Source organism: Sphingobium chungbukense (assembly GCF_001005725.1).
Lineage (GTDB): Bacteria > Pseudomonadota > Alphaproteobacteria > Sphingomonadales > Sphingomonadaceae > Sphingobium > Sphingobium chungbukense.
Window position 1 is genome coordinate 88,593 of the sequence record NZ_LBIC01000004.1, and the last position, 16,304, is coordinate 104,896.

The 16,304-nt window shown below is 65.7% G+C and carries 13 protein-coding genes and 1 pseudogene; 1 reads left to right on the plus strand and 13 read right to left on the minus strand.

Features of this window, described 5'->3' with window-relative positions:
- Window position 1: 1 nt before the first annotated feature.
- Window positions 2-2,137, minus strand: a complete 2,136-nt coding sequence (gene ligA, locus YP76_RS09670) for an NAD-dependent DNA ligase LigA (RefSeq protein WP_046763405.1) — start codon at window positions 2,135-2,137, stop codon at window positions 2-4.
- A gap of 148 nt (window positions 2,138-2,285) precedes the next feature.
- Between ligA and YP76_RS09675 the strand changes: the two genes are divergently transcribed.
- Window positions 2,286-2,588, plus strand: a complete 303-nt coding sequence (locus YP76_RS09675; protein ID WP_046763406.1) for a hypothetical protein — start codon at window positions 2,286-2,288, stop codon at window positions 2,586-2,588.
- Between the two features lie 147 nt (window positions 2,589-2,735).
- Here YP76_RS09675 and recN read toward each other — a convergent pair whose 3' ends face one another.
- From recN to YP76_RS09735, 12 genes and pseudogenes are all read right to left on the minus strand, one after another.
- Window positions 2,736-4,400: a DNA repair protein RecN gene (gene recN, locus YP76_RS09680; protein WP_046763670.1), complete on the minus strand. Its 1,665-nt coding sequence runs from the start codon at window positions 4,398-4,400 to the stop codon at window positions 2,736-2,738.
- A 135-nt stretch (window positions 4,401-4,535) separates the two neighbouring features.
- Entirely contained in the window at window positions 4,536-5,321 is a 786-nt protein-coding gene (locus tag YP76_RS09685; RefSeq protein ID WP_046763671.1) for an outer membrane protein assembly factor BamD, read from the minus strand.
- 58 nt (window positions 5,322-5,379) lie between these two features.
- A complete protein-coding gene (locus tag YP76_RS09690) occupies window positions 5,380-6,393 on the minus strand; it encodes a sensor histidine kinase (protein ID WP_046763407.1) in 1,014 nt (337 codons plus the stop codon).
- Between the two features lie 143 nt (window positions 6,394-6,536).
- Window positions 6,537-8,897, minus strand: coding sequence for a polyribonucleotide nucleotidyltransferase (gene pnp / locus YP76_RS09695; protein ID WP_046763408.1), 2,361 nt, complete (start codon window positions 8,895-8,897; stop codon window positions 6,537-6,539).
- Window positions 8,898-9,161: 264 nt separating this feature from the next.
- Window positions 9,162-9,431, minus strand: coding sequence for a 30S ribosomal protein S15 (rpsO, locus tag YP76_RS09700; protein ID WP_046763409.1), 270 nt, complete (start codon window positions 9,429-9,431; stop codon window positions 9,162-9,164).
- Window positions 9,432-9,448: 17 nt separating this feature from the next.
- The gene (gene truB / locus YP76_RS09705; protein WP_046763410.1) at window positions 9,449-10,342 is read right to left on the minus strand and encodes a tRNA pseudouridine(55) synthase TruB; all 894 of its coding nucleotides are present in this window, start codon (window positions 10,340-10,342) and stop codon (window positions 9,449-9,451) included.
- A gap of 71 nt (window positions 10,343-10,413) precedes the next feature.
- On the minus strand, window positions 10,414-10,995 hold the full coding sequence (locus YP76_RS09710; RefSeq protein ID WP_046763411.1) for a thymidine kinase: 582 nt from the start codon (window positions 10,993-10,995) through the stop codon (window positions 10,414-10,416).
- A 12-nt stretch (window positions 10,996-11,007) separates the two neighbouring features.
- Window positions 11,008-11,904 carry an alpha/beta hydrolase gene (locus tag YP76_RS09715; protein ID WP_046763412.1) on the minus strand — a complete coding sequence of 299 codons (897 nt, stop codon included), beginning with the start codon at window positions 11,902-11,904 and terminating at the stop codon, window positions 11,008-11,010.
- A gap of 176 nt (window positions 11,905-12,080) precedes the next feature.
- Entirely contained in the window at window positions 12,081-12,476 is a 396-nt protein-coding gene (gene rbfA / locus YP76_RS09720) for a 30S ribosome-binding factor RbfA (protein ID WP_046763413.1), read from the minus strand.
- A 108-nt stretch (window positions 12,477-12,584) separates the two neighbouring features.
- Window positions 12,585-15,180, minus strand: a pseudogene (infB, locus tag YP76_RS09725) (translation initiation factor IF-2).
- Between the two features lie 85 nt (window positions 15,181-15,265).
- Entirely contained in the window at window positions 15,266-15,922 is a 657-nt protein-coding gene (locus YP76_RS09730; protein ID WP_046763672.1) for a DUF448 domain-containing protein, read from the minus strand.
- A 144-nt stretch (window positions 15,923-16,066) separates the two neighbouring features.
- Window positions 16,067-16,300, minus strand: a complete 234-nt coding sequence (locus YP76_RS09735; RefSeq protein ID WP_046763414.1) for a tautomerase family protein — start codon at window positions 16,298-16,300, stop codon at window positions 16,067-16,069.
- Window positions 16,301-16,304: the final 4 nt, after the last annotated feature.

The following is a 16,304-nucleotide window of genomic DNA, read 5'->3' on the forward strand; positions in this document are numbered from 1 at the left end:
CCTACCCCGCCGCCTTGACGATCTCGGCCCAGGCGGCCTCGTCTATGACATCGATGCCGAGCGCGGCCGCCTGTTTCAGTTTCGAACCGGCGCCGGGACCGGCCACCACCAGGTCGGTCTTGGCGCTGACCGATCCGGCGGCCTTGGCACCCAGGCGTTCGGCCTGGGCCTTCGCCTCGTCGCGGCTCATCGTTTCCAGCTTGCCGGTGAACACGACGGTCTTTCCAGTGACGGCGCTGGCGGTGGTTTCGACCACATAGTCCGGCGGCGAGACTTCGCTTAGAAGGTCGTTCCAGACTTCGACATTATGCGGTTCGTGGAAGAAGTCCGCCAGCGCATGGCCGACCGCCGAACCGACATTCTCCACGCCGATATGTTCGGCAATCGCCTTGTCGAGCCGGTTGCGGAAGCGGCTTTCCTCCTCCCCTTCGGCCGGGACCGTGGCTTCGCGCAGGGCGATGACCTGCTGGGCCAGCGCATGGATGCCCGGCAGCGTCGTGTAGCGCTTGAGCAGGTCGCGGGCGGTCACGGCGCCGATGTGGCGGATACCCAGGCCGAAGAGCAGGCGCGCGGCATCGGGCCGGCGCTTGGCCTCGATCGCGGCGAGGAGGTTGTCGACCGATTTCTCCTTCCAGCCCTCCCGGCCCAGCAGGTCGGTGCGATGGGACCGCAGGCGGAAGATGTCGGCGGGTTCGGTGATCCAGCCGAGATCGAGGAATTCCTCGATGCTCTTTTCGCCCAGCCCCTCTATGTCGAGCGCGGCGCGGCTGACGAAATGGCGCAGCCGTTCGAAGCGTTGCGCGGCACAGATGAGGCCGCCGGTGCATCTGATGTCGACCTCGCCCTCTTCGCGCACCGCCTCCGAATGGCAGACGGGGCAGTGGTCGGGGAAAGCGAAGGGGGCGCGCGGCTCATCGCGGGTGAGGTTGTCGACCACCTGCGGGATGACGTCGCCCGCGCGCTGCACGACGATGCGGTCGCCAGGGCGGACGGCGAGGCGGGCGATCTCGTCGGCATTGTGGAGCGTGACGTTGGAGACGACGACGCCGCCCACAGTGACGGGCGTGAGGCGGCCGACCGGGGTCAGCTTGCCGGTGCGGCCGACCTGGATGTCGATGGCTTCCAATGTCGTCTGGGCACGCTCGGCGGGGAATTTATGGGCGATCGCCCAGCGCGGCGCCTTGGCGACGAAGCCGAGGCGCTGCTGCCAGTCGAGCCGGTCGACCTTGTACACCACCCCGTCAATGTCGAAGGGCAGGTCGGCGCGGGCGGCTTCGATGGCGCGGTAGTGGGCGATCAGCGATTCCAGCGTGTCGACGCAGGTGAGGCGGTCGGAGACGGGCAGGCCCCAGCTTGCGATCGCCTGCATGACGCCGAGCTGGGTTTGCGCGGGGACGGCACTGACTTCGCCCCAGCCATGGGCGAGGAAGCGCAAGGGGCGGCTGGCGGTGACGGCGGCGTCCTTCTGGCGCAGCGAACCGGCGGCGGCGTTGCGGGGGTTGGCGAACTGGCGCGCCTTCTCCGGATCGTCGGCTTCGGCCAGCAGCCGTTCGTTGAGGGCGACGAAATCGGCCTTGGCCATATAGACTTCGCCCCGGACCTCGAACAGGTCGGGGATGGCGTCGCCGGTCAGGCGTTGCGGGATGTCGGGGATGGTGCGGACATTGGCGGTGACGTCCTCTCCCGTCGTGCCATCGCCGCGTGTGGCGGCGAGGACCAGTTCACCCTTCTCATAGCGGAGCGAGCAGGACAGGCCGTCGATCTTCGGCTCGGCGGTGAGGGCGACAGGCGCGTCTTCGGGGAGCGCGAGGAAGCGGCGGACGCGGGCGACGAATTCGGCAATGTCCTCATCCGCAAAACCGTTGTCGAGGCTCATCATGCGGACGGCGTGCTGGACCTTCCTGAGCGCGGAGGTGGGCGCGGCGCCGACCTGGGCGTTGGGGGAGTCGCTGCGGATGAGGTGCGGGAAGGCGGCTTCCAGCGCGTTATTCTCGCGGACCAGCGCGTCATAGTCCGCGTCCGCGATCTCCGGCTCGTCCTGGTCGTGGTAGAGGCGGTTGTGGCGCGCAATCTCGCGCGCCAGCCGCATCAGGCGGTTGGCGGCTTCGGCTTCGGTCATGGACGCGGGGTCGGTCATGCGGCTGTCTTTAGCGCGGGGCCTTGGCGGCGGGTAGCGGATATTCGGGGAGGTTGTGGGAGGCGGGGCGTTAGGGTGGGCATGGGTGGGTGGCGGACTGTCAGGTTATCGGCTGGTAACAGCCAGAAACTGACGTTACCATTCTCTGATGGATTTATCGGGCTTCCTCCTGATCCCAGTCGCAGCGGTAATCGCTGCCGTCTGGATTGTTGGTGCAGCCTTCATTTCGAAGCGAAGACTCGGCTTCCGCTCGCCGTTTCTACTCTCCTATGGGTTAGGCGTGATCTTCATGCAGCCCTGGAGAATATCGACTTGGGAGCATTTCGGCATGTTCACCATCATGCTTGTCATGCTCGTATTTTGGGTCGCAATAGGCTGCCTTATCGGCGGTTTACCGGCCACTTTGGCGGTTTCAATCGTGCGCAAATTGCGGCGGCGCATTATTAGCTGATAGTCGGCTGTTGGATTGGGAAGCCCACAAATCTAACGGCAACAAGTGGTCGCTTGCAGTCGTAGATGAAAGAAGAAAAGCGGAACCCCCGGATCAAGTCCGGGGTGACGGGGGGGCGCAAATATCCGGCTTTGGCTGGTGGCCGCTTTATAGCTTTTCCAGCAGGCGTTCGGCCTGGGCGCGGGCCTCCGCCGTGATTTCGGCGCCGGAGAGCATGCGGGCGATTTCTTCGCGGCGTTCGCCGTCGCTGAGCGCGTGGACGCCAGTGCGGGTGACGGTGCCGTCGCTAGATTTGGCGATCAGCATGTGGCCTGCGCCTCTTGCGGCCACTTGCGGGCTGTGCGTGACGACGAGGATCTGGTTGGTTTGCGACAGGCGGGACAGGCGCTCCCCGATGGCGGACGCGACGGCGCCCCCTACCCCGCGATCGATCTCGTCGAAGATCAGCGTGTCCGCGCCGCCCCGTTCCGCCAGCGCGACCTTGAGCGCGAGGATGAAGCGGGACAGTTCGCCGCCGCTGGCGATCTTGACCAGCGGGGCGAAGGGCGCGCCGGGGTTGGTGGAGATTTCGAATTCCACCCGGTCCATGCCGTGGGCGCCCCATTGCCCCTCCTCCTGCGGCGCGACCACGGTGCGGAAGCGGGCGGCGTCCAGCTTCAGCGGGGCGAGTTCGGCGGCGACGGCGGCGTCGAGCTTTCCGGCCGCCATTTGGCGTTCGGCGGAGAGGGCCTGGGCGGCGGTGCGATAGGCGGCGGCCCTGCCCTTCACCTCGGTTTCGAGGGCGGCGAGATGTTCCTCTCCACCTTCGATGGCGGCCAGTTTCGCGGCCATCTCGTCGCGCAGGGCGGCGAGGCCGTCGGGTTGCACCTGATGCTTGCGGGCGAGGCCGCGCAGATCGAACAGGCGGGTCTCTATGGCGTCGAGCCGGGCGGGATCGAAGCTCAGCGCTTCGGCGGCTTCGTTGAGGCGGTCCTCGGCTTCGCTCGCTTCGATGACGGCGCGGTCGAGGGCGGCGAGGACTTCGGCCAGCGGTTCATATTCGCTGACCATGCGGTCGAGGCGGCGGGCGGCCTGGCGCAATTGGGCGAGGCCGCCGTCGGAGCCGGTGAAGCATTCGGTGACGGCGGACAGGTCGTCGGAGAGGCGCGCGCCCTTCTGCATGGTGGCGCGTTCTTCGGCCAGCGTCGCTTCCTCGCCCGGTTCGGGGCCGAAGCGGGTGAGTTCTTCCACCGCATGGGTCAGATAGTCGCGGTCGCGGGCGGCGCTTTCGACGGCGGCGCGGCTTTCCGCGAGACGGTCGGCGGCGGCGCGCCAGGCGTGATAGGCATGGGCGACCGCGCCCGTGTCGCAGCGGCCATAGGCATCCAGCAGGGCGCGATGGCCGCGCGGGTTGAGCAGGCCGCGATCGTCATGCTGGCCATGGATTTCAACCAAGGCGCTGCCAAGATCGCGTAGCAAGGCCGCCGAGCAGGCCTGGTCGTTGACGAAGGCGCGGCTGCCGCCATCGGCCTTGACCGTGCGGCGGATGATGAGCGGCTCGCCCGGTTCCAGGTCGATGCCATTGTCGGCCAGCAGGTCGGTTGCGCGGTGATCGGTGCGGGGTGCCTCGAACGTGGCGGTGACGCTGGCCTGCGCCTCCCCCGTGCGGACAAGCCCGCTGTCGGCGCGGGCGCCCAGCGCGAGGCCCAGCGAATCGAGCAGGATCGACTTGCCCGCCCCCGTCTCGCCGGTCAGCACGCCGAGGCCGGACCCGAAATCCAGGTCCAGCGCCTCGATCAGCACGACGTTGCGGATGGAGAGATTGGTCAGCAAGGCGCGCGACTTCCTTTGCCCTTCCAGGGTGGATGCGCCGCGCCAGCGGCGCATTTCAACGCAAGGGCGGAACACTCGCTTCGCTCGCGACCCACCCCTAGCCCCTCCCGCTTGCGGGAGGGGAATAAGGTCGGGTTACGCCTTGTTGGGATGTTCACGCATGAGCTTGTGGCTGCGCTCATACCATTTCGAACCCGGATAGTTGCGGCCCAGCACGGCGGCGGCCTTCTGCGCTTCGGCGGGGATGCCCAGGGAGAGATAGGATTCCACCAGACGTTCCAGCGCTTCGGGCGTATGCGTGGTCGTCTGATATTTGTCGATCACGGTGCGGAAGCGCAGCGTGGCGGCGAGCCACTGGCCGCGCCGCTGGTAGAAACGGCCGATCTCCATCTCCTTGCCGGCAAGGTGATCGTTGACGAGGTCGAGCTTCAGCCGGGCATCGGCGGCATAGCGCGTGTCGGGATAGCGGCGGATCAGCTCGCCCAGCGAGTCCAGCGCCTGGCTCGTGATCTTCTGGTCGCGGGTGACGTCGGCGATCTGCTCATAATAGCAGAGCGCGATCAGATAATAAGCGTAGGGCGCGTCCTTGTTGCCGGTGTGGATCGACAGGAAGCGCTGCGCCGCGCTGATCGATTCCGGATAATCCTTGTTCATATAATAGCTGAACGCGGACATGAGCTGCGCCCGGCGCGCCCAGGGCGAATAGGGATGCTGGCGCTCCACCTCGTCGAACAGGGCGGCGGCGAGCTTGTACTGGCCGCGATCCAGCCGGTATTTGCCCGCATTGTAGAGCGTGGACACGTCGCGGGCGACATATTGGGTGTCGGCCTTGTTCTTCGACGTGGCGCATCCGGCAAGAAGAGCGGCAAGCAGAAGCGGTGCAGTGGCCGCGCCGATGCGCGTCATGTTTTTCGTCAGCATGGCCGGGTCATAGCCGAGCGAATGCGCCTCGCCAAGCGGCAGATGCGCATGTCGTTCACTATAGGCGGGCCGGCAGGTCCAGCCGCGCAATCGCGCCGCCCTGGGCCGAGGGCTTCAGCGAGAAGCGGCCGTTCAACTGGCCGGCCAGAGCGTTGGAAATGCGCAGGCCGAGGTTGGTGGCGCCGTTATGGTCGAAATCGGACGATATGCCGTTGCCGTCATCCGTGATGTGGAGCGCGATCCCCTCCTCCGATGCATCCAGGCCGACATGGATGCTGCCGCCCCGGTGCGGCAGGCCATGTTCTATCGCATTGCTCACCGCCTCCGTCACGATCAGCGCCAGCGGCACGGCGACATCGGGTTGGAGAATCAGGTCCTCGGGCGCCTCCACCGCCATGCTGATGTCACCCCGGCCGCTCGCCTCCACCACATCGGCAGTCAGCGTGGTCAGGAAAGCGCGGATATTCTGCCCTTCCCCCGACGGATTGTAGAGCGCACGGCTGATGCGGCCCACCAGCGCCAGCCGGGCCGAAGCGTCGTCCAGCGCGCGGCGGGCCAGATCATGATCGACATGGCGCCGCTGGAGCGAGAGCATGGCGGCCACGACCTGGAGATTGTTGGACACGCGATGCTGCAATTCGTGGAACAGCAATTCGCGATTTTCCGCGAGCACGCGGCTGCGTTCGCGTTCCACCGCCAGGTTGAAATTGGCCTTTTGCAGGAAATGGATGAGGGCGACGTCGATGGCCACCACGGCGCCGTAGAAGGCCAGCGCCAGGATGACGCTGGGTTGGAAGGAGAAGCCCATGCGCGGCGGGATGAAGAAGTACCAGGACAGCAGACCGCATAGCAGGCCCGCATAAATGCCCGGCCGCACGCCGAACAGGAAGGAGGAAAGGATGACCGCGGGGAAGAAGGAAACGAAGGGATAGCCCATGGGCATGGCGATTTCGGCGGCGCTGCGGATGGCGAGCGCCGTCAGGCACAGGCAGGTCGTCAGGAAATAGGCTTGCCAGGGGCGGCGCAGGACGAGCGGCAGGCGCTCCACGAATCTTTCGTTTCTGCGCTGCATATGTCCCCCCGAACCCTTCTTGTTACAGTATCATAACTTCTCCGGCTGCCAATTGATGGAGATCAGAAAAATCCCAACTCATCGAAAAAGGGCGCCCGGAAAGCCGGGCGCCCTTTTCATGTGTCAAACCGGATGGCTTGCGATCAATCCTGGGTCAGGAAGTCGGGGAGACCGGCATTGCCGCCGTCGTCATCGCCGCCGCCATTGCCACGGCCTTCGCCGCGCGGGCCACGATCACCCCCGCGGTCGCGGCGGGGGCCACGATCACCACGGTCGCCACCACGCCCGCCACGGTCGCCGCCGTCACGGCGCGGGCCACGGCCCCGATCGCCGCGACCTTCGCCGCGATCACCACGGTCGCCGCGCGGTTCACGCGGTTCGCGGGCGGGACGGGTGTCTTCCAGTTCCTCGCCGGTTTCCTGGTCGACGACGCGCATCGACAGGCGAACCTTGCCGCGCGGATCGATCTCGAGGACCTTGACCTTCACTTCCTGGCCTTCCGACACGACGTCGGTCGGCTTTTCGACGCGCTCATTCTTCATTTCGGAGACGTGGACGAGGCCGTCCTTGCCGCCCATGAAGTTCACGAACGCACCGAAATCGACGATGTTGACGACCTTGCCGGTGTAGATCTTGCCGACTTCCGCTTCCTCGACGATGCCGAGAATCCACTTCTTGGCGGCTTCGATCTGGGCGATGTCGGACGAGCTGATCTTGATGATGCCCTCGTCGTCGATGTCGACCTTGGCGCCGGTTTCCGCGACGATCTCGCGGATGACCTTGCCGCCGGTGCCGATGACGTCGCGGATCTTCGACTTGTCGATCTGGATCGTTTCGATACGCGGGGCGTGCGCCGACAGTTCGGTGCGGGTCGAGGACAGCGCCTTGCTCATCTCACCCAGGATATGGGCGCGGCCTTCCTTCGCCTGACGCAGCGCGACTTCGAAGATTTCCTGCGTGATGCCGGCAACCTTGATGTCCATCTGCATGGTGGTGATGCCCGCTTCCGTGCCCGCCACCTTGAAGTCCATGTCGCCGAGATGATCCTCGTCGCCCAGAATGTCGCTGAGCACGGCGAACTTCGAACCTTCCAGGATCAGGCCCATGGCGATGCCCGACACCGGACGCTTCAGCGGAACGCCCGCGTCCATCATCGAGAGCGAACCGCCGCAGACCGTCGCCATCGAGGACGAGCCATTGGACTCGGTGATGTCGGACAGGACGCGGATGGTGTAGGGGAACTCGTCCTTGCTCGGCAGCACGGGGTGCAGAGCGCGCCATGCGAGCTTGCCATGGCCGACTTCGCGGCGGCCCGGCGCGCCGAAGCGGCCGACTTCACCGACCGAATAGGGCGGGAAGTTATAGTGCAGCATGAAGCTTTCATAATGAACGCCGGTCAGGCCGTCGATCATCTGCTCGGCGTCCTTGGTGCCCAGCGTGGTGGTGCAGATGGACTGCGTTTCGCCACGGGTGAACAGCGCCGAACCATGGGTGCGCGGCAGGAAGCCGACCATCGCCTCGATCGGGCGGATCTGCGTGGTGGTGCGGCCGTCGATGCGCTTGCCGTCCTTCAGGATGGCGCCGCGCACGATTTCGGCTTCCAGCTTCTTGGTCAGCTTGATGCCGGCCATGACGGTCTGGGCGTCGAGGCCGTCGGCCGCGAACTGGGCCTTCGCCTTGGCGCGGGCTTCGTTGAGGGCGTTGGAGCGGGCCGACTTGTCGGTCAGCTTGTAGGCGGCGGTGATGTCCTTGCCGATCAGCTTCTTGAGCTTCTTCTTGAGGTCATCCAGATCATCGCCCTTGGCGACGTCCCACGGGTCCTTCGCGGCCTTTTCAGCGAGGTCGATGATCGCGTTGACGACCTTCTTCGACGCTTCATGGGCGAACAGGACGGCGCCGAGCATGACGTCTTCCGACAGTTCCTTGGCTTCGGATTCGACCATCATCACGGCATTGCCGGTGGCGGCGACGACCAGGTCGAGTTCGCCGGTCTTCACTTCGTCCAGCGAGGGGTTGAGCTGATATTCGCCATCCTTGTAGCCGACGCGGGCGGCGCCGATGGGGCCCAGGAAAGGCACGCCCGACAGTGTGAGCGCGGCCGAAGCGGCGATCATCGCGACGATGTCGGGCTCGCTTTCGCCGTCGAAGCTCAGGACCTGGGCAATGACGTTGATTTCGTTATAGAAACCCTCGGGGAAGAGCGGGCGGACCGGCCGGTCGATCAGGCGGGAAACCAGCGTTTCCTTTTCCGTGGCGCCACGCTCACGCTTGAAGAAGCCGCCCGGAATGCGACCGGCGGCCGAATATTTTTCCTGATAGTGGACGGTCAGCGGGAAGAAGTCCTGTCCTTCCTTCACCGACTTGGCGGCGGTCACGGCGCACAGCACCACGGTTTCGCCATAGGTCGCCAGCACGGCGGCGTCGGCCTGACGCGCAATACGGCCGGTTTCGAGCGTCAGGGTCTTGCCACCCAGCTCGATTGATACCTTCTTTACATCGAACATTGGTTTTTTCCTTCGCCCGCCTGGCCCTATTGCCGGGCGGGGCCTGTGTTGCGCGCTATCCGGCGCGCGGCGGTTTCAGGGCATCGTCTGGCCCCTTGGAAAATCGACACCGAATTGCGCGACCTTCCCTTCTTCGTGTTCCTGCGGAGGCAGGAACCCAGTTCCAACGTTTGGACTGGGCTCCTGCCTACGCAGGAGCACGGCAGCTCCAAACCCCAGAATCGGAAACGGCCCCGCTGGGGGGCCGTCCCTTCTTTAGCAGACTTACTTGCGCAGGCCCAGCTTGGTGATGAGGTCGGTATAGCGACCCGCATCCTTTTTCTTGAGATAGTCCAGCAGCGAACGGCGCTTGTTGACCAGCATCAGCAGGCCGCGACGGCTGTGGTTATCCTTGTGGTGACCCTTGAAATGCTCGGTCAGGTTCGAAATGCGCTCCGAAAGGATCGCAACCTGGACTTCCGGCGAACCGGTATCGCCTTCGGCGCGGGCATGTTCCTTGATCAGCGCTTCCTTGCGCTCAGCAGTAATCGACATCGGCTTCCTTTCTGTAACTAGAGATTAAAGCCGCGCACCACCCTGATTTCAGGGCCACTGGCCTCCACCAGCGCGACGGGCGTGTCGCCCTCCATCGCCAGTAACAAGCCGGTATGCGGTTTCCCCACGAGCACCTTCCCCTGTCGGAGAGCCAGCGCATCGTCGGGAGAGACTGCGAGAGCCGGGATGTCGTCCAGCCCTGCGGTCAACGGCAGCATAAGCTGCGCGATGCCGCCGCCACTAGCAGCTTCGTCCAATTTGTCCAGCGAAATCGCGGATTCCAGGGTGAAGGGACCGGCCTTCACGCGGCGGAGCATGGTGACATGGCCGACTGTACCAAGCGCGAGCGCGACGTCGCGGGCGAGGCTGCGGATATAGGTGCCCTTGGAGACATGGGCGGTGAGGGTGACGGACGCCAGACCGTCCTCTGCCGCCTCCTGCCCCGTAATCGTGAGGGCGTGGATGGTGACGGCGCGCGTCTTCATCTCCACATCTTGGCCCGCGCGGGCAAGGTCATAGGCGCGCTGGCCGTCGATCAATATGGCGGAATAGGCTGGCGGCGCCTGTTCGACCGGGCCGGTGAAGCGGGGCAGGATCGCTTCCACCTCCGCCAGCGTGGGGCGATAGTCGCTGGCGGCGATTTCCTTGCCCTCCAGGTCCAGCGTGTCGGTCTGGACGCCGAACCCAATCGTGAAATCATAGATCTTGTCGCTGTCGAGCATGCGCCCGGCAAGCTTCGTCGCCTCCCCGATCGCGACCGGCAGCACGCCGGTCGCCAGCGGATCGAGCGTCCCGCCATGGCCGACCTTCCACTTGCCCGCCCCACTCTGGCGCAGGGCGCGTTTCACCGCGCTCACCGCCTGGGTGGAGCCGAGGCCATGAGGTTTGTCGAGGATGATCCAGCCGTGCATGGCGGCGCGCTCTAGCTGTCCTGTGCGCCATTGTCAGCCCTTATCGGGTCGTCGCGGCAGGGTACGGCGGATCAGTGGCCCGATCGCCGTTCGACGAAATGGCGGCGGCAAAGCGCGACATAGCGGTCATTGCCGCCGATTTCGGTCTGTTCGCCCTCGCGGATCGGGCGTCCCTGCGCATCCACGCGCAGGTTCATGGTCGCCTTGCGGCCGCAGTCGCAGATCGTCTTGATCTCCGTCAGCGTGTCGGCCAGACCCAGCAGCGCGGCGCTGCCCTCGAACAATTGCCCCTGAAAATCAGTGCGGATGCCATAGCAGAGGACGGGAATGCCGAGCCGGTCGCACACGGCGGCGAGTTGCCAGACCTGGCCCATGTCCAGGAACTGCGCTTCGTCGACCAGCACGCAGGACAGGCGGTTCTGGGCATGTTCGGTCGCGATGGCGGCGAACAGATCGGTCGCGGTATCGAACAGATGGGCCTGCGCCTCCAGCCCGATGCGCGAGACGATGCGCCCCTGGCCGTAGCGGTCGTCGAGCGCGGCGGTCCACAACATGGTTTCCATGCCGCGTTCGCGATAGTTGAAACTCGATTGCAGCAGGGTCGTGGATTTCCCCGCATTCATCGAACTATAGTAGAAATAGAGCTTCGCCATCTGCGTGGGCTTTCAACGGGCCAGAGGCGCGATCTGCTTGAGGAAACGCACCAGCGCATCGGCCAGAGCGATCCGCTTGTCGGAAAAACTGTGGTCGGTCGGCCAGACCATCAGCCGCGTGTCGGGATTGGCCGACTGGGCGTCGGCCGTAACCTTGCGCGCCATGGCGCCGATCCCCCGTTCCGCGCCGATGATGCTGAGCGGACGGCGGCCGTAACCGACCAGCCGGCGACCGAGGTCGAATTTCTCGCCATTGGTGCGGATTTCGGCGGTCAGGCTGTCATAGGTCGCACCTTGCAGCGGCGGGAGGTCGCCGGCGACTTCGGCTTTCCATGCCGCTTCGCCCTGCAGGGTGGCGAGCGCGGCGACGGTTTCGGCGGGGTCCCAGGGGTCGATCAGGAACAGGCCCGCGACACGCGGTTCGGCGGCGGCGACATCGGCGGCCATGAAACCGCCCATGCTGTGGCCCGCGACGACGATGGTGCCGGCGTCGATGCGATATCGGGCGATATTGGCCGATTGCTGGAGGAATTGCAGCGCGTTCCACGCATCTTCCGAAGCGTGGTTGAAGGAGAAGCTGCCGGGGCTGCCCCAACTGCCGCGATAATGGAGCGTCAGGACATTCCACCCGGCGCGGCGGGCGGCTTGCGCCAGGTCCAGATTCTGCTCATTGCCGGGGAAGCCGTGGAGCAGCAGCAGCGTCGGATGAAGGCCCGAACCCGCAGCGGTGTACATGACGGCGTTGAGCGCGCCGTCTTCGGAGGGGATGGCGAAGGCGCTCATGCCTGGGGGATAGGCGGCGTCGGGCGCGGGGTCGCTGATGACGGCGGGATGGACCGGCGCTTCCCTGGCGGCGGCGGGCGTGGCGAGAGCCAATATTCCGCCCAAGAGAATTGCGATGCCTTTCATGCGCCTTGCCCCCTTTTTCCGATTGCGGGTGAGACGCTGTTAGCCCGGACGCGCCGTCCCGTCGACGGGAAGAATGAGCGCTTCCCCTCTCCTCCGTTTGCGCGCCCGCATAAGGAAGTGGGAGGCTTCGACAGGCTCAGCCCGCACGGAAGTGGCGCATGGGATTGGGGAGCGCCCTATTCCTCGTCGGGCTGTTCCAGATCGCGGGCGACCTTGGGATCGCGGAGCAGCCGGTCGATATGCGTGCCTTCATCGAAGCTCTCGTCCGCGAGGAATTTGAGCTTCGCCGCATATTTGAGGCGCACGCGGGTCGCGACCTCCCGCTGGAGATAGGCGGTGTTGGTGCGCAGCGCCTTGATCACCGCAGCCTCATCCTGCCCCAGCAGCGATTTGATGAAGACCGTCGCATGGCGCAGATCGGGCGACATGCGCACTTCGGTGACGCTCACCACATGACTGGCGAGTACATCGTCATGCACGTCGCCGCGCTGGAGGATGTCGGACAGCACATGGCGCACCTGTTCGCCCACGCGGAGCAGACGGACGGAGGGGCCTTCATTTTGTTGAGCCATAGCCAAAATTCCTCCCTCCCCCAGAGTGATTGCCGGGTCGGCAGGTGGAACCACCTGCCGACCCGGCAATCATGTAAAACAAACCTCCGGAGGGAGGGTTTTATCCACTTACAACGTGCGGGCGCGTTCCTCGACCTCGAACAGTTCGAGCGTATCGCCGGGCTTGATGTCGTTGGTGTCCTGAAGCACCGCACCGCATTCCATGCCCGCACGGACTTCGGACACGTCGTCCTTGAAGCGGCGGAGCGAGGCGATGTGGGTGCGCGACACGATGACATCGTCGCGGGTAAGGCGCGCCGACAACCCCTTGCGGATGATGCCGTCGAGGACGAGCAGACCGGCGGCCTTGTCCTTCTTGCCCGCCGGGAACACCTGAAGCACCTCGGCACGGCCGACGATGGTTTCGATGCGCTCCGGAGCCAGCTGGCCCGCCATTTCGCCGCGAACCTCTTCGAGCAGGTCGTAGATCACGTCATAATAGCGCAGCGAGATCTTCTCGCGCTCGGCAAGCTGGCGCGCCTTGGCATTGGGACGCACGTTGAAGCCGATCAGCGGCGCGCGGCTGGCGGCGGCCAGCGTGACGTCGCTTTCGGTGATCGCGCCGACGCCCGAATGCAGGATGCGGACCTTGATCTCGTCGGTCGAGATCTTGTTGAGCGACGAGACGATCGCTTCCACCGAACCCTGCACGTCGCCCTTCACCACCACCGGATATTCGATGACCGTCGTGTTGAGCGCCGAGAACATATGTTCGAAGCTGGTCGGGGCGGCCGTGGTCCGCTTCTTGGTCGCCTGTTCCTGACGGTAGGCGGCGACTTCGCGGGCGCGGGCCTCATTCTCGACGACGGTGAGCTGGTCGCCCGCCATCGGCACGCCGGACAGACCCAGCACCTCGACCGGGGTCGAGGGACCGGCGGTCTTCACCTGCTGGCCCTTGTCGTTGATCATCGCGCGGACCTTGCCGCTTTCCGAGCCGATGACGAAGGTGTCGCCGATCTTCAGCGTCCCCTTGCGGACCAGCACGGTCGCGACCGCACCGCGGCCCTTGTCGAGCTGCGCCTCGATCACATTGCCTTCGGCGGCGCGATCGGGGTTGGCGGTCAGTTCGAGCAGTTCGGCCTGGAGCAGGATCTTCTCGAGCAGTTCGTCGAGGCCGGTCTTCTTGAGCGCCGAAACCTCCACGTCCTGAACGTCGCCGCCCATATCCTCGACCACGACCTCCTCGCTCAGCAGGCGCTCTCGCACCTTCTGCGGATTGGCTTCGGGCTTGTCGCACTTGTTGATCGCGACGATCATCGGCACGCCGGCCGCCTTGGTATGGTTGATCGCCTCGACCGTCTGCGGCATCAGGCCGTCGTCCGCCGCCACCACCAGGATGACGATGTCGGTGACGTTGGCACCGCGAGCGCGCATTTCCGAGAAAGCCTCATGGCCCGGCGTGTCGAGGAAGGTGATGAGATCGCCGCCCTTCGTCTTGATCTGATAGGCGCCGATATGCTGGGTGATGCCGCCGCTTTCGCCCGACACGACATTGGTGCCGCGCAGGGCGTCCAGCAGCGAGGTCTTGCCATGGTCGACATGGCCCATGATGGTCACGACCGGCGCACGGGGCTGTAGCGTTTCGGGCGCGTCAGCCTCACCCTCGATACCGATTTCGACGTCGGCGTCGGACACGCGCTGGATGCGGTGGCCGAATTCCTCGACCAGCAATTCTGCGGTGTCCTGATCGATCGCCTGGTTGAGCGTGACGGCGGTGCCCATCTTGAACAGGGCCTTCACCAGATCCGCGCCCTTTTCGGCCATGCGGTTGGCGAGTTCCTGAACGGTGATGCTTTCCGGCACGACCACGTCGCGCGACTGCTTTTCGCGCTGCTGGGCGCCGCCCGAATAATGGGCGCGGCGTTCCTTCTCACGGGCGCGCTTGAGCGCCGCGAGGCTGCGGGCACGGGCGCTGTCGTCGTCCGCAAGGGCGCGGGTGACGGTCAGCTTGCCGGCCTGGCGGCGATTGTCGTCGCCCCGCTTGGCGCGGTCGGGCTTGGCCGGTTCGGGACGCTTGACCGGCGCGACCGGCGTGAAGCGGCGCGGCGGCGGCATGGTGGAAGAGGTGGTGGTCGTCGCGGCGGGCTTTGCCTCGGCGGCGGGGGCCGGTTCGGCCGCGGCGGCAGGCGCCGCTTCCTCGACCGGCGCGGGCGCGGCGGCAGGAGCATCGGCGGCTTCGGCGGCCTGACGCGCGGCTTCGGCCTCGGCGGCTTCGGCGGCGAGGCGATTTTCCTCGGCCCGGCGCTTTTCTTCCTCGGTCGCGGCCTGACGCTGGGCGTCTTCGCGGCGCCGCGCTTCCTCCAGCGCGTTCATGCGGGCTTCCTCCGCCTCGCGCAGCAGCTTCGCCTGCAATTCCTGACGCGACATCAGGCTCTGCGGCGGCGGCCGGGGCGCGGGGCGGCAGGCTGCGGCGCGCGAGTCTGCTGCGGCGCAGGCGTGGCGCGGCCGGGGCGGCGGCCACGGGCGTGGGATCGGCCTGCGGCTCAGGCGCAGCGTGACCGGCTTCGCCCGGCTTGCCCAGGATGCGGCGCCGCTTCACCTCGACCACGACCGTATTCTTGCGGCCATGGCTGAACTGCTGCTGCACCTGACCGGACTCGACCGTGCGCTTGATCCCCAGCGGCTTGCGGCCCAGAACCGGCTTGTCTTCCTTGCTGTCACTCATACGACTGAACTATACCCTTCACATCAACCCGACCGGCAAGGCCCGTCGGCGCCTTCATTCAATATGCTGCTACCGACAGATTACGTTAGGCGCCCAGCACACCGGCGGAGTCCCGCTCCCCATGCACCGGCGCTCCGTTAGCGCAACCCAGATAGCTTTCCAAGCGGCCTATGGCGCCGCGCAGACGTGACGCCGCACGCGAGTCGGTCACCGCGATATGGACGACATTGTCCCGCCCCATTGCCATAGATAGGGCGTGTCGGTCCACAGGCAAGACGATGCCCGCCAAATCCGTGCCCTCCGCCTCCTGCCCGACGCGCAGCGCCTGGTCCAGTTTGCGGTTGCCGTCGGCGGCCGCATCGGCGGCGTGGAGCAGCAGCGTCACGTCGCCCTTGCGGCAGGCGACATCGATCTTTTCGGAGCCGGTCAGGACCATGGATGCCTTCGCTTCCAGGCCGAGGCGGTCGAGCAACGCCTTGCGCAAGCCGTCCTCGATAAGAACAGGCAGCGTGTCGGGGATGTGCAGGTCGCCGGTCTTGAAAGCGCGGGCGAGCGCGCCCTTGAGCTTGCCCTTGGCCAGCGCCTGTTCGAGTTCGGTGCGGGACACGCCGATCCACGCGCCTCGGCCGGGGGCCTTGGCGCGGATATCGGGCAGGATTTCGCCGTTCGGACCGCAAGCGAGGCGGACCAGCATGTCCGGATCGGCACGGTCGCCCGACAGGATGCATTTGCGTTCGGTCATGGGCGCGCGTCCCCGGAAGAAATCCGTGTTCCTGCGCAGGCAGGAACCCAGTTCCGCCATTGGAAGGACACGCGACCTTGGGACTGGACTCCTGCCTTCGCAGGAGCACGATAGTCCGATAGCGCTATAGGAGCGTTTAACCTCTCATCGGGAAGTGACCGCAGCATGGGCGTCCTCCCCTGCTTTGGGCGCATCGCGATCAGCGATAAGCTGACCGCCAGACCCGTAATTTTCCGTCGAAATCTCGGAAATCACCACCTGGACGGCAGCGGGCGACTTCCCCAGACGCTCGACGAGCGACCGGGTGACGTCGGCGACGATGGCCGCCTTCTGCTCCTTGGTGGCGTTTCCGGCCAGACGGATGTCGACGAAAGGCATCTGG

Bases quoted from the DNA above. Each gene is read 5' to 3' on its own strand.
- ligA (WP_046763405.1), bottom strand. From the start codon at position 2,137: ATGACCGACCCCGCGTCCATGACCGAAGCCGAAGCCGCCAACCGCCTG.
- YP76_RS09675 (WP_046763406.1), top strand. From the start codon at position 2,286: ATGGATTTATCGGGCTTCCTCCTGATCCCAGTCGCAGCGGTAATCGCT.
- YP76_RS09685 (WP_046763671.1), bottom strand. From the start codon at position 5,321: ATGCTGACGAAAAACATGACGCGCATCGGCGCGGCCACTGCACCGCTT.
- YP76_RS09690 (WP_046763407.1), bottom strand. From the start codon at position 6,393: ATGCAGCGCAGAAACGAAAGATTCGTGGAGCGCCTGCCGCTCGTCCTG.
- pnp (WP_046763408.1), bottom strand. From the start codon at position 8,897: ATGTTCGATGTAAAGAAGGTATCAATCGAGCTGGGTGGCAAGACCCTG.
- rpsO (WP_046763409.1), bottom strand. From the start codon at position 9,431: ATGTCGATTACTGCTGAGCGCAAGGAAGCGCTGATCAAGGAACATGCC.
- truB (WP_046763410.1), bottom strand. From the start codon at position 10,342: ATGCACGGCTGGATCATCCTCGACAAACCTCATGGCCTCGGCTCCACC.
- YP76_RS09710 (WP_046763411.1), bottom strand. From the start codon at position 10,995: ATGGCGAAGCTCTATTTCTACTATAGTTCGATGAATGCGGGGAAATCC.
- YP76_RS09715 (WP_046763412.1), bottom strand. From the start codon at position 11,904: ATGAAAGGCATCGCAATTCTCTTGGGCGGAATATTGGCTCTCGCCACG.
- rbfA (WP_046763413.1), bottom strand. From the start codon at position 12,476: ATGGCTCAACAAAATGAAGGCCCCTCCGTCCGTCTGCTCCGCGTGGGC.
- YP76_RS09730 (WP_046763672.1), bottom strand. From the start codon at position 15,922: ATGACCGAACGCAAATGCATCCTGTCGGGCGACCGTGCCGATCCGGAC.
- YP76_RS09735 (WP_046763414.1), bottom strand. From the start codon at position 16,300: ATGCCTTTCGTCGACATCCGTCTGGCCGGAAACGCCACCAAGGAGCAG.